Below are 12957 nucleotides of genomic sequence, written 5' to 3'. Positions count from 1 at the left end.
CCCTCTACCAGGCTGGCGTAGGCTTCAGCGCTCATGGTGTCTTCGAGATCTTCGGGGTTGGCGATGCGCACCTTGATCAGCCAGCCATCGCCATAGGGATCGTCGGCAATGCTCTCCGGGCTATCCACCACTGCCGTATTGACGGCCACCACTTCTCCCGACAGGGGGGCATAGAGATCTTCGACCGCCTTGACCGACTCGACCGAGCCAAAGCTCTCGCCTTTTTCAATCTCGGTGCCTTCTTCGGGCAGGCCGACGAAAACGATGTCCCCAAGCTGATCGACGGCATAAGCCGTGATCCCGATCACCGCAATATCATCCTCGACATGGATGTACTCGTGGGTGTCCACGTAGCGCAGGTGGGATGGATACTCCAGGGCCATGCCGGTTCTCCCGTAGAATTCAGTGGATTATTCTAGGGTGAACCCTTGGAGATGGTAAAGGGCGGATCCCCAGCCCGGCCATTCCCCCGCTGGCTAGAGAAACTCCATCAGCAGTCGATTCACGGTTTGCGGCGCCTCTTGCTGTGCCCAGTGGCCGCATTCGGGGATGTACTCCTTGCGCAGGCCGTTGGGGAAAAAGGGATCCATCCCCTCGGTCAGCTCGCGGCTGAGGGCAAAGTCTTCTTCGCCCCAGATGAGCAGGGTGGGGGCGAGGATCTGCCGCATGGGCTGCAAAAACAGGTTCTGCAAGGTGGGCAGGTTAAAAAGCTGGCGGTAGTAGTTGAGGGCAGAGGTGAGCACCTTGGGTTTGGCGAGGGCCTCTTGGTAGAGCTGCAGATCGTGGCGGGTGAAGGCGCTTTTGCGCACCGAGGTTTCTTGGAAAATGCGCCGCACCCAATCTCCCAAATCCCACTGCAGCACCCACTCTGGCAGCCAAGGCAACTGAAAAAAGAACAGATACCAGCTGCGCCGCAGTTGATCCAAGTTGCTCAAGAACTCCCGCCGAAAGCAGGCTGGGTGGGGAGAATTGAGAACGGCCAGCTTGCGGATCTCGTGCGGGAAAAATTGCGCCCAGTGCCAGGCAATGGCTCCCCCCCAGTCGTGGGCCACGACCACCGCCTTCTGGGCCCCAAAGTGATGCAACAGGCCGCGGACATCCTCGGTGAGGGTATCCAGGTCGTAGCCGTGATCCGGTTTGTCGGAGTCGTTGTAGCCGCGCAGGTCAGGGGCCACCACGCGAAATCGCTGCGCCAACACCGGGATCTGGTGGCGCCAGGAGTACCAAAACTCCGGGAAACCGTGTAACAAGATCGCCAGCTCCCCTTCCCCCTGGGTGACATAGTGCAGTTGAATGCCATTGGTCAGGGCATAGCCGTGCCGCCAACTCCCCATCTTGGCAGCCACCTCAGCAGGAAGGCGTTGGATCCCTGCTTCTGTCATCTCCTTTGTTCTCGATTCTGAACCCATGATTTGGTATCCACTCATACTAACCTTTGCCCTTGCTCTTCCTCCCAACGGTGAAGACTTTTTTAGAGGGGTTAGCCAGAGGCACCCTAGGAGAGAGGCTACGGCTGGAGAGGTGCGATGAAGACAGAAGTCCAACGCCCGACCTCTCCCCAGAGCATCGCCATTCTGGGGGCGGGAGCCTGGGGAAGCACACTGGCTCTGCTGGCCCAAGCCCAAGGGCACCGGGTGCAGGTTTGGGATCGGCGCAAGGGTCTGGATCTCGAAGAAGTGCTACCGGGATCCCAAATGCTCATCTCGGCAGTCTCCATGGCGGGGGTGCGCCCTGTGGTGGAAGCGGTGCGCCAGGTGGGGATCCCTCCCCAAGCGATTGTGGTCTCGGCCACCAAAGGGCTGGATCCGCTGCAGCTTCTGACCCCTGCCCAAATTTGGGGGGCCACTTTCCCAGAGCAGCCCCTGGTGGTGCTTTCAGGGCCCAACCTTGCGGCGGAAATCCGTCAGGGCTTGCCGGCAGCGGCAGTGGTGGCCAGCCGGGAACCCTGGGCAGCTATGCAGGTACAACAGGCCCTGGCTTCGGAACGGTTTCGCCTCTACACCAGCAGCGATCCCTTGGGGGTGGAGCTGGGGGGCACCTTGAAAAATGTTATCGCCATCGCTGTTGGAGTGTGTGACGGCTTGCAACTGGGGGCCAATGCCCGTGCGGCTCTGGTCACCCGCGGCCTGGCAGAGATGATCCGGGTGGGATCCAAGCTGGGGGCGCGACCTGAGACCTTCAACGGCCTGTCGGGGCTGGGAGATCTGCTGGCCACCTGCCACAGCCCTCTGAGCCGCAACTACCGGGTGGGCTACGGATTGGGCCAGGGTAGTCCTTTGTCCCAGGTTTTGGCCGCCATCGAGGGCACCGCCGAAGGGGTTTACACCGCCCCTGTTGTGGTCAAGATCGCCGCCCAACACGGGATCCCGGTGCCCATTACCCAAGAGGTTCACCGGTTGCTGCAGGGGCAGACCACTCCCACTGCCGCCCTGGCCAGGCTGATGGAGCGACAACTGACCTCGGAATAGGCCCCTCACCCCCTGCCCCTCTCCCAGCCCTCACCCCCTGCCCCTCTCCCAGCCCTCACCCCCTGCCCCTCTCCCAGAGGGAGAGGGGAGTTAGGGATAGACGGAGAGAAACGTTTCATTGCTATTTGATAATGACCATAAGCGCAAATCTGCGGATGAGGAAGGAGGTTCTGCACCGTATCAGGATTTCTGCAGAGGGTTGGGGTGCCAGAATGAGCCATTTGGCGGAGTTTTTTTCCTCAGAGTTTTCCTATGCTGCCTTTATAGCTTCTCTGTCCGTTCCCGCATCAACTGGGCTCTCGGTTGAAGCTGACAGCCAGCCCGACAGGTTGGGGGAGACTATCGTTTGCTTGTCTACGAAGCCACATGTCCAAACGCATCTTGGTGATTGAAGACGAACCCTCTATCCGCACCTATCTGCAGAAGGTGTTGCAGCGGGCTGGGTACGACACGGTGGCGGCCACCGATGGCGAGGAAGGCCTACAGATGGTGCGCGCGCTTATGCCGGATTTGGTGTTGTGCGATGTGGTCATGCCCAAGCTGAACGGCTATGGCGTGTTAGATGCCTTGCGATGGGATCAGTCCACGGCCCACATCCCCTTCGTCTTTCTCTCCTCCAAAACCTCCCAAGAAGCCATTGAACAAGGGCTACGGCTCGGCTCTGACGCCTACCTAACCAAGCCCATCGACCAAACCCACCTGTTGAGAGCGATTGCCGCCCAACTGACCTAGAGGCTGTAGATCTGCCCATCTACGAGCAGATGGGTGATGCCTTTTTTTTGCAATTGGGTGCGCACAATGTCCAGAATGTAGCCGGGAAACTGGATCACCCGATAGGGGGGGTAGGTGTTGCTGCCGCGGCGGCTCATTTCGGAAAAGCGACGGGCCACCTTGTGGTTGTCGAAAATGGGCAGCGTATTGGCGTTATCGATCCCTTCGACGGGCACAGATCCGGGGCCAAAGAATTCCTTGAGGGGGCGAGTGGTCAGCTCCTGGTAGCGGTCAACAACGACATAACAGGTTTCCGGCGGGGTGAGCTCTTCCAGGGGTAACACCTGAACTTGATAGCCGGGATCGGCGAGGTGGTCTGCTTCCGGCTCGTCTTCTGGGAAATAGTCGGAGTCGTCCTCGTCTTCGAGGTCACTGTCTTCTTCGGTTTCCTCCTCGTCGTCGATATCCTCTAGATCTTCCTGAAGCTCAGCCGCCAACTGCAGTTCTGGCAAAGACTCTTCTATCCCGCCGATGGGTGCGTCGTTTGTGTTCGGCTCTTCACCATTGGGGGGTGTGGCGGCTGCGGGGGGATCCCCAGATGGAGACAGCGGCAAGAGCTGCTGCTCCAAAGCTGCGATCTGGCCAACGGCCACTTTTTCCTCTATGTCTTTGCGGCGGGCAGCCGAGCGTTTGAGCTGAATCAACCGCTGGTACTCATCGGCAGCGATATTTTCCTTCAACACGCGGGTGATGGTGGTGACGCTCACTTGAAATTGCTCGGCCAATTCGACGGCGGTCGCTGCTGAGCCGCGGTAGGCGCTGACAATTTGCTGTTGTTCTTGCTCCGAAAGCTTGCTGCGAGCCATCCCAATTCACCCCATCCACGAACTGAAAAAATAGCCATGACGAGGATCCCTAACCAGCGGCGACCCGGCTGAGGTCGGCAGCCAACTGTTCTCGCTCTAGCCCTTTGCCGATCAACACAATTTTGGACAGGCGAGGCTCTTCCACATCCCAGTCCCGTTCCAAGAAGAGGGTTTGCCGCTGGCCTACCTGATGAAAGATAACCCGCTGCGGCTCGTCCACAACCCACAGCACCCCTTTGGCGCGAAAAATCGTCTCCGGCAAGTCTTGTAGCCAGTCGCGAAAAGCCATCAAATCCAGCGGCTGCTGCAGTTGAAAGCTCACCGATTGGATCCCGTCTTCTGCGAGGTGATGGCTAGGGTGTGCCTCGGCTTCCAAATCGGGAAGTTTGGGATCCCACCCTTCTGGACGGAAGGCATGCACATCCAAAATGCGGGTCAGGGGGACTTGGGCATGGGTGGTGAGCAGGCAAGGGGCATCGGGGTTGTAGCGGCGCAGATCGGCAAGGATCTGCTCTTGTTCGATAGGGGTGATCAAGTCCACCTTGTTGAGCAGCAGGATGTCAGCACTGCTGATCTGGTGGGCGGCGGTTTGCGAGCGCCGGAAGTTGTGCCAGTATTCGGCCCCATCCACCAGGGTCACCACGCCATCGAGGCGCAAGTCCTCATGAAAAGTCTCTTGCACAAACAGCTCCGTCACCTGCCTGGGATCCGCCACCCCGCTGGTTTCCACCACCAGGTAGTCCAACGCCTGGGCCTGCTGCAGCAGCTCTCGGGCTGCCCGTTCAAAATCTGCCCGCACCGTGCAACAGAGGCAACCATTACTCAGCTGCATCAGCCCCTCTTCGGGCAGGTTGACCAGCTCGCCATCGATGGAAATTTCGCCAAACTCGTTGAGAATAACCCCAATGCGCAGCCCATGCTTTTCCTGCAGGATGCGCTTGAGCAGGGTGGTCTTACCACTGCCCAAAAAGCCCGTCAAGACGGTAACCGGAAGCTGAGCTTTCATCGCCAGTTCAGTAAACAAGCCAACCCATCCTTGCTCAAGTTCCCCACAGGCCTTACCAGCTTAGCTTCAGGCCCAATTGCAGGATCCCACCCAACGGCAAATTCAACAGCCTTCCTTGCCCAACTGCTGGGATTCCGGGGATCCCTGCAAACGCAGCAACTCAATCGGCAGGCCATCGGGATCGGCGATGAAGGCTACCTCATAAGTTTGATGGCCGATCTGCTGGAGCTGGGGCGGGAGCAGCAGGGTAAGGGGGACTTGCGCTTGTAGATGTTCTAAATAGCCGGCCAGGGATCCCCATTCAGGGCCGATCTCCAAAGAGGGATGGTAGTAGCCCACATAGTGGGGATCCCCAAAGGGATCGGGAGCCGGCTGGGGCTGGGGCACCTGCATCAGCTCTAGGCGCCCCCAGGGACCACGCATCCAGCAGGCCAACGTGATCCCGGCAGTGAAGCGTTCTTCCACAGCCAAGCCCAGCCCCTCGTAAAAGGCGATGGAGCGGAAAATATCGGCAGTGCGAATGGAAAAATGATGCAGTTTCATGGTCGTACAAAGAGCCAGGTGGGGGCAGATCCCTGGAATCAATCGCCGATGACCGCTAGTCAAGCGCAGATAGACTTGCTAGGCTCCAGAGAAGTAGGCCATCTATTTTAAGCACCTCTTGTGGGGTACGCTGGCCCTGGCAACCTCAGCCAATTGCTGCCAACAACAACATCATCATGCCTAAGCTGGTCATTGTCGAATCTCCCACCAAAGCCCGCACCATCCGTGGATTCTTGCCCGCAGGGTACGAAGTTCAGGCCTCGATGGGACATGTGCGGGATCTCCCCGATTCGGCATCTGAAATCCCAGAAGAATTGAAGGGTGAAGAGTGGAGCCGCCTGGGGGTCAATGTCCACGCCGACTTCGAGCCCCTCTACGTGATCCCCAAAGACAAGAAGAAAGTGGTCAAGGAACTGAAGGAAGCCCTCAAGAAAGCCGACGAGCTGATCCTGGCCACCGACGAGGATCGCGAAGGGGAAAGCATTAGCTGGCATTTGCAACAGGTGCTGCAACCCAAGGTGCCCACCCGCCGCATGGTGTTTCACGAGATCACCCGCGAGGCCATTCAAGAGGCGCTGCAAAACTGCCGCCAGGTGGACGAGCAACTGGTGCGTGCCCAGGAGACCCGCCGCATCTTGGATCGCCTGGTGGGCTACACCCTGTCGCCGCTGCTGTGGAAAAAAATTGCCCCCAAACTCTCAGCAGGGCGGGTGCAGTCGGTGGCGGTCAAGCTCTTGGTGGATCGGGAGCGGGAGCGGCGCGCCTTCAAAAAAGCCTCCTACTGGGATCTGAAGGCGGAGCTGCAACCGAGCACTTCCCCGCAGGAGCGGCAGAGCGTCTTTCCAGCAGAGCTGGTGAGCCTGGCCGGCAAGCGCCTGGCCGGCGGGCAAGACTTCGATCCCAGCACCGGGCAGCTCATGGCCGGGCGGGATGTGGTGCTGTTGGATCAAGCCCAGGCCGAGGCCCTACGGGATCGCCTGCTGGGGAAAGCTTGGGTCGTCAGCTCGGTCGAAGAGCGCCCCTCCACCCGCAAGCCCGCCCCTCCTTTTACCACCTCCACGCTGCAGCAGGAGGCCAACCGCAAGCTACACCTGTCCGCCCAGCAGACGATGCGCATCGCCCAAAAGCTCTACGAAGAGGGCTACATCACCTACATGCGCACCGACTCGGTACACCTGTCGGAACAGGCCATCCGCGCCGCCCGCGCCTGCGTGGAGTCGATGTACGGCAAGGAGTACCTCAGCCCCGAACCGCGCCAGTACACCACCAAAACCAAAGGGGCGCAAGAAGCCCACGAGGCCATTCGTCCCGCCGGGTCGGAGTTTCGCCTGCCCAGCCAAACCCCGCTCACAGGGCAGGAGCTGGCCCTCTACGACCTGATCTGGAAGCGCACCGTCGCCAGCCAAATGGCCGAAGCACGACAGACCCACACCATCGTGCTCATCGCGGTGGACGATGCGGTGTTTCGGGCCAGCGGCAAGCGCATCGATTTTCCCGGCTTCTTCCGCGCCTATGTGGAGGGATCCGACGACCCGGAGGCGGCTCTGGAAGATCGGGAGGTGCATCTGCCCCGCTTGCGGCAGGGGGATCCCCTCCGCTGCCGGAAGCTCGAACCCGTCGGCCACGAGACCCAGCCCCCCGCCCGCTATACGGAAGCTTCCCTGGTCAAGGTGTTGGAAAGCGAGGGCATTGGCCGTCCCAGCACCTACGCCACCATCTTGAACACGATCATGAGCCGTGGCTACGTGAGGTCGATGGGGAATGCCCTCGTGCCCACCTACACCGCTTTTGCAGTGACCGAGCTGCTGGAAAAATACTTTCCCAACTTGGTGAATACCCGCTTCACCGCCGAGATGGAGCAAACCCTCGATGACATCGCTTCTGGCCAGGCAGACTGGTTGCCCTATTTGCGCCATTTCTTTCTGGGAGAGCAGGGCCTAGAAGGCCAGGTGAAGGCGCGCGAGCTGGAAATCGACTCTGGCCTGGCCCGCTCCATTCACCTGGAGAACCTGCCCGTCAAGATCGGCATCGGCCCCTACGGCCCTTATGTAGCAGTAGAGACTGAATCGGGAGAGGTGCGCGCCAACCTGCCGGAGGAGATTCCCCCCGCCGATCTCAGCGCCGAACATGTAGCGGAGCTGATCAAGCGCAAACAGGAGGGCCCCAAGCCCATCACCTTCCACCCGGAAACCCAAGAGCCGGTCTACGTGATTCCCCAGGGTCCCTACGGCCCCTATGTGCAATTGGGGGAGGTGTCGGAGGAGAACAAGAAGCCCAAGCGCACCTCCCTGCCCAAAGGGCTAAAGCCGGAGCAGGTCACCCCTGAGATTGCCCTGGGGTTGCTCAGCCTGCCCCGCACGTTGGGGGAGCACCCGGAATCGGGGAAAAAGGTGCAAGCAGGGATTGGCCGCTTCGGCCCCTACGTGGTCTGCGACGGGGATTTTCGTTCTCTGCCCGCCGATGAGGATGTGCTGACCATCAGCCTAGAGCGGGCGCTGGAGCTGCTGGCCCAGCCCAAAAAAGGCCGTGGGCGCGGCTCGGCCAAACCCCTGCGCGAGCTGGGATCCCATCCTGAGGACGGCGAGCCGGTCAATCTGCACGACGGCCCCTACGGGCTGTATGTCAAACACGGCAAGGTCAATGCTTCTTTGCCCAAGGAGCTCCCTGCCGAAGCGGTCACCCTGGAAATGGCCCTGCAGGTGTTGGCCGAAAAAGAAGGTTCTGCTGCCGATGGCAAGAAAAAAAGCCGCTCAACCGGCAAAGCCGACTCCGCTGCAAGCAAAACCCAAGCGAAGACTGCTTCCAGCGTTACAGGCCAGCAGGCCGAGGCGGCTGGCCTGCGGAAGCGGCGCGGAGCACAAGCAGCTTCCACCGGCGGTGGGATGGCCAAGGAGCCCCAGGCGAATGGTTCAGCTCCGTCTAGATCCCGTTCCACCATTTTGAAGGTCACTCCCAAAGCTCTTTCCTGAGGACAGCTTCTCAAGCTGGGATGGCACCAGATCCCCTGCTTGTGGTGGATCTAAGGAGTCGGTATCTGCGCCGCTACCCTCACCCCCGTCCCCTCTCCCAGAGGCACCCTCACCCCCGTCCCCTCTCCCAGAGGGAGAGGGGAGTTCGCGACAGTGTTGCGTAGCAATAACGCTGTGGAGAGATGTTTCATCAGCTCAACGGTGTCACCTGGGTGCCGGGGAAGTAGTGGTTGAGGATGGGCGACGCTGTGTAGCCCTGTTCGGCCAGGCCGCGGGCTCCCCACTGACATAGACCCACCCCGTGCCCGGCTCCCCGATAGGTGAAAAGGTACGATTCCGGCTGGCCGGCCTTTGGCTCGAGGCGTTTGAGGGTAAAGCGGTTGCTGGGCAGGATCCCCCACCCTAGGGTTTGCCCGAGGTGCAACACAAACTCCTGTCCGGTAAATAACCGAGATCCGACGCGGATGCGCAGAGGGCGCCCCCAGGGATCCGATTGCAGGATCTCTAACTCGGCGCTGCCCAGGGCTTGCTCCAACTCTTGTCGGCTGAGCCGGACACTGTGGGGGCCATAGAAGGGGGAAGCGCGACACCCTTCGCAACTCACCCCTTGCAGGTAGGGACGGGCGGGTGGGGCAAAAATATCTTGGTTGGCGCTGGTGTGGCCGCCACAGGTGGAGTGAAACAGAACCTCTACCGGCTGGCCGGCATGGGTTAGGATCTGCCCCTGGGTTGCCCGCACCGCAGCCGTGGTCGCCGCCGTCTCATAGGCCAGGCCCCCGTAGAACTGGTGGGCGGTGGAATCTTGCAATGGCCTTGCCGGGGTAGAGGGCCATTCTCTTCTTGGAGCGGGGCGCAGATGGGGAACGGCCAGGGTACGGGCCAGGATGGCTTGGGCCTGCAAAGCGGCGGCTGGCCAATCGGCAGGCATTTCGCCGGGCACCAAGGCCAGCAGGTAGTCTTCCAGTTGTACCCAGTTCAGCAGGTGCAGGCGCTCTGGGCCGCTTGGGCGAATCTGGATCAAGCCACGGTAGCGACGCTCCTCTCCCGCCGCAGGACGCAGCCCCCCTCCTTGCAGCCAAAGGGATCCCGAGTAGCGACGGGGCTGGCCCGGCCCGCTCAAAATCAGCGCTTGGCGGCGAACCTGCAGCTTCCAGATCCCTGCCGGAAAGGGCTGCTGATTCAAGACAAAGGGGCCGCTCAGCTCCAGTTGGGTCAAAGGCTCCGCGCCCCAGCGGCTGAACAGCTCCACGGCCAACCAATCTCCAGCAGTCTGGGCCTGCAGAGAGCCTCCCCAAAGGGCCCACAGGGATCCCAGCCCCATCACCGCCAACTGTCGTCGCCGCATCGGCCCCGCCCGGAGATTATGATGAGCTGGCCAGCAAAGGATCGTATCCCAGTTGTTGGCTGAGGCGGGCGCGCGCCAGTTCTCGATATTCCCAAAAATGCTCCCCCGCAGCACAGAGGCCCAGATATAGGTTCAGCAGGCTCGGTTTCTGGCGCCAGATCGTCCATAGCTGTTGCCAAAATTGGGCGCGAATTTGGGGATGAAGGATCCCTTGCCGCCAGATGAGTTGTAGAAGCAGATAGATCCCTTTGTGAAGGGGCAGCCGCATTGCTTGTTGCCGACCTACTTTAGTGCCGATACTCAGGCACTGTTGCAAACAGCGAGAGAGATATCGCGCCGGCTCATACAACTTCCAAAAACTTTCCAGATATTCCCGGGCAATTTCAGATGGAGAACGGGTGGGAATAAAGTTCATCAGCGTGTTTTGATCCCCAAACTCGGTGACGCCGATCCCCTCCAGCAACCGCTGCTCTTTTTTGAGGCGATTCCACAGTTGGGTGTTGGGTAGAGCCTGTAAAATCCCCAACATCGGCTGAGGAATACCGGTCTGCTCGACAAAAGCCTGGATGCGCTCCCCCGCACCTGGCCGCTCTCCGTCAAAGCCCAGAATAAACCCGGCGTAGATCAACAGCCCGGCATCGTTGATCTTGCGACAAGCCTCTACCAGGGGGTGGCGGGTATTCTGTAGCTTTTGAGTCATCTGTAAGCTGTCTTGGTCTGGGGTCTCAATACCCAGAAAGACCGCATAGAACCCCGCTTCTACCATCAACTGCATCAACTCTTCATCTTCAGCTAGGTTGACAGAAGCCTCTGTCATAAAGGTAAATGGATAGTTATGCTCCTTGCTCCACGGGATCAGCTCGCGTAAAAATCGCTTGACGTTGCGCTGATTGCCGATAAAGTTGTCATCTACCACAAAAATCGAGCCTCGCCAGCCCAGGTCGTAGAGGGCTTGCAGCTCGGCCAGCATTTGGCTTGGCTCCTTGGTTCTCGGCTTGCGCCCATAAAGAGAGATGATGTCACAAAACTCACAATTAAAGGGGCAACCCCGCGAGAATTGCACCGACATCATGAAGTATTGATCCATGCGCAGCAGGTCAAATCTCGGCAGGGGGCTTTGGGTGACGTCTGGCTTTTCTGTGGCTCGAAAAATGCCCGCTTCTTGCCCAGATTCTAGAGCCTTGACAAAAGCCGGTATGGTCTCTTCTCCTTCGTCCAAAACCAAATAGTGAGCCCCGGATTCCAGGGCATCTTGGGGCACAGAAGTCGGATAGGGGCCGCCCACAGCTACTTTTTTGCCCAACTGCACCGCTTTGCGAATGAGTGCGTGAAAGTCTTGCTTCTGCACCAGCATGGCCGACAGGATCACCAGGTCGCACCACTGCCAATCGGCCTCCGTCTCGGGGGCGACATTGCGATCCACAAAGCGAATCTCCCAATCCTGGGGCAACAGAGCGGCAACGGTGATCAGGCCCAGCGGCGGCATCAGCGCTTTTAGCCCCACCATCTCGATGGTGCGATTGTAAGACCAGAAAGACTTGGGAAAGCGGGGATAGAGCAGCAACGCCTTCATACCCATCAGCTCCTAATCGCAGATTAAGGATTCCATTTGTTCAGCACTCCTAACAAATAGCCTCAGATAAAGCTGATGCAAAAACTTTTGTGAGATGCTTGCTGGCAATATTTCCTTCGCATTAGCAAACTGTGGACTGGCAAACCCTCTGGGTGCCTAAACCTTCAAAAAGCTTTTCTGGACAATTGTTAACTAAGAATCTAGGTTGATCTTTAGGGGTTACTGAAGAGAAAGCATTGCCTCAATTTTTCTGAGAAAATAGTATCGACTCCGGCCTTCTATGGCTACGGAACAGTTAGCTCTGCACACCTTGCTCAAAAACACGCTGAACCAAGCCACTGACGACGGAAAGTACTATCGCGCCGAGGAACGCCCAACCAAAGTTATCGATATTGAAGGCATCCCCGGCCAGCTTGTCGGCGATGGCCAGGCAAATGCCGTTCAAAATTAGCCAAAACAAACCCAGGGTAAGAACTGTAATCGGCAGGGTAATCAACCGGAGAAACGGCCTCACCAAACCATTGACCAGGCCAATGGCCAGAGCTGCCACCAAAGCACCCCCAAACCCAGAGACGTGGATCCCGGGCAAAAGCCAAGCCAAAATCATCACGCTCAAGGCTGACATCAGCCAGGTGGCCAACAGAGTTGCCATGCTCCCTCCTCTGCCCCAACAGGGCCGCAATCTTGCCCCCTATGCTAGCCGATCTGCTTAGGGATCCCTTCTGCAGAGACCTCTTCGGGGCTGTAAGTTTGCAACGCCAGTGCATGAATGCCCTGACCCATCTGTTCGGCCAGGGCGGCGTACACCAGGCGATGCCGTTGCAGAGGAGTTTTGCCGGCAAACAGGGGCGACACCACCTGCACGCGGTAGTGCCCCCCGGATCCCTGTTGCCGTCCCCCATGGCCAGCATGGCGGTGCGACTCGTCCTCCACGTGGACGTAGAGGGCTTGCAGCTTCTCAGCCAAGAGCTGTCGCAGGCGATCCGAGGTGAGCATGGGATCCCCTGCGGCCCTCAAGGTTGGGCGCCGGCCTTGGCAAAAGCCGCCTCGACCAGAGGGCGCAACTCGTTGCGGGCGTGCATCTCTTGCAGGATGTCGCAGCCGCCCACAAACTCGCCGTCAATATAGATCTGCGGGATAGTAGGCCAGTTGGAAAACTCTTTGATCCCCTGACGAATTTCGGGATCCTCGAGCACGTTGATCGCCGTGTAGGGAAAGCCCAGACTCTCCAGCACACGAACGGCGGCATAGGAAAACCCACACTGGGGCATCTCTGGGGTGCCTTTCATGTAGATCAGCACCTTGTGGGTGCGGATTTGGTCACGGATTTTCTCTTCCAAAAGGGGATCCAGCATGGTATTCAGCCACTATGACAACAACAGACGACAGGCAAACCAGGCTCCTATCGTGATCTCATTTTGATTCACTTCTAACATGCTTGGCACTCTCCCCACGGCCAGGCCGAGGAATTCTTTA

At 59.1% G+C, this 12957-nt stretch carries 13 protein-coding genes; 3 read left to right on the top strand and 10 right to left on the bottom strand.

The window, feature by feature from the left end; genetic code table 11:
• Together gcvH and NW844_RS05495 are read right to left on the bottom strand one after the other, a co-directional pair.
• Window positions 1–383 (bottom strand): glycine cleavage system protein GcvH (gcvH, locus tag NW844_RS05500; RefSeq protein WP_414334164.1); only part of this gene is annotated, 383 nt, incomplete at its 3' end.
• A gap of 93 nt (window positions 384–476) precedes the next feature.
• The gene (locus NW844_RS05495) at window positions 477–1382 is read right to left on the bottom strand and encodes an alpha/beta fold hydrolase (protein ID WP_414334162.1); all 906 of its coding nucleotides are present in this window, start codon (window positions 1380–1382) and stop codon (window positions 477–479) included.
• Between the two features lie 144 nt (window positions 1383–1526).
• Here NW844_RS05495 and NW844_RS05490 point away from each other — a divergent pair, with 144 nt between their 5' ends.
• A complete protein-coding gene (locus NW844_RS05490) occupies window positions 1527–2468 on the top strand; it encodes an NAD(P)H-dependent glycerol-3-phosphate dehydrogenase (protein ID WP_414334160.1) in 942 nt (313 codons plus the stop codon).
• Window positions 2469–2834: 366 nt separating this feature from the next.
• On the top strand, window positions 2835–3200 hold the full coding sequence (locus tag NW844_RS05485) for a response regulator (protein ID WP_414334158.1): 366 nt from the start codon (window positions 2835–2837) through the stop codon (window positions 3198–3200).
• Here NW844_RS05485 and NW844_RS05480 read toward each other — a convergent pair.
• The 3 genes from NW844_RS05480 to NW844_RS05470 all read right to left on the bottom strand — a co-directional run bounded on the left by NW844_RS05480 (window position 3197) and on the right by NW844_RS05470 (window position 5594).
• On the bottom strand, window positions 3197–4045 hold the full coding sequence (locus tag NW844_RS05480) for a hypothetical protein (protein ID WP_414334157.1): 849 nt from the start codon (window positions 4043–4045) through the stop codon (window positions 3197–3199). The genes NW844_RS05485 and NW844_RS05480 overlap by 4 nt on opposite strands.
• A 49-nt stretch (window positions 4046–4094) precedes the next feature.
• A complete protein-coding gene (locus NW844_RS05475; protein WP_414334155.1) occupies window positions 4095–5069 on the bottom strand; it encodes a CobW family GTP-binding protein in 975 nt (324 codons plus the stop codon).
• An 84-nt stretch (window positions 5070–5153) separates the two neighbouring features.
• Window positions 5154–5594: a VOC family protein gene (locus NW844_RS05470; RefSeq protein WP_414334153.1), complete on the bottom strand. Its 441-nt coding sequence runs from the start codon at window positions 5592–5594 to the stop codon at window positions 5154–5156.
• Window positions 5595–5770: 176 nt separating this feature from the next.
• Here NW844_RS05470 and topA point away from each other — a divergent pair, with 176 nt between their 5' ends.
• Entirely contained in the window at window positions 5771–8563 is a 2793-nt protein-coding gene (gene topA / locus NW844_RS05465) for a type I DNA topoisomerase (protein ID WP_414334151.1), read from the top strand.
• A gap of 190 nt (window positions 8564–8753) precedes the next feature.
• Here the strand turns inward: topA and NW844_RS05460 are convergent, their stop codons facing one another.
• The 5 genes from NW844_RS05460 to grxD form a co-directional block, all read right to left on the bottom strand.
• On the bottom strand, window positions 8754–9908 hold the full coding sequence (locus NW844_RS05460; protein WP_414334150.1) for a SpoIID/LytB domain-containing protein: 1155 nt from the start codon (window positions 9906–9908) through the stop codon (window positions 8754–8756).
• A gap of 16 nt (window positions 9909–9924) precedes the next feature.
• Window positions 9925–11481, bottom strand: coding sequence for a B12-binding domain-containing radical SAM protein (locus tag NW844_RS05455; RefSeq protein ID WP_414334149.1), 1557 nt, complete (start codon window positions 11479–11481; stop codon window positions 9925–9927).
• 295 nt (window positions 11482–11776) lie between these two features.
• Complete coding sequence (locus tag NW844_RS05450) at window positions 11777–12133, bottom strand: phage holin family protein (RefSeq protein WP_414334147.1); 357 nt, start codon at window positions 12131–12133, stop codon at window positions 11777–11779.
• Between the two features lie 44 nt (window positions 12134–12177).
• Window positions 12178–12477 (bottom strand): BolA family protein, encoded by a 300-nt coding sequence (locus NW844_RS05445; RefSeq protein ID WP_414334146.1) that lies wholly within the window; start codon window positions 12475–12477, stop codon window positions 12178–12180.
• Window positions 12478–12494: 17 nt separating this feature from the next.
• A complete protein-coding gene (grxD, locus tag NW844_RS05440) occupies window positions 12495–12833 on the bottom strand; it encodes a Grx4 family monothiol glutaredoxin (RefSeq protein ID WP_414334165.1) in 339 nt (112 codons plus the stop codon).
• Window positions 12834–12957: the final 124 nt, after the last annotated feature.

The organism is Synechococcus sp. H55.2 (assembly GCF_047462495.1).
Classification (GTDB): domain Bacteria; phylum Cyanobacteriota; class Cyanobacteriia; order Thermostichales; family Thermostichaceae; genus Thermostichus.
The sequence above is the reverse complement of the archived record's forward strand: the minus strand, read 5'-3'. Positions and strand labels throughout refer to the sequence as shown.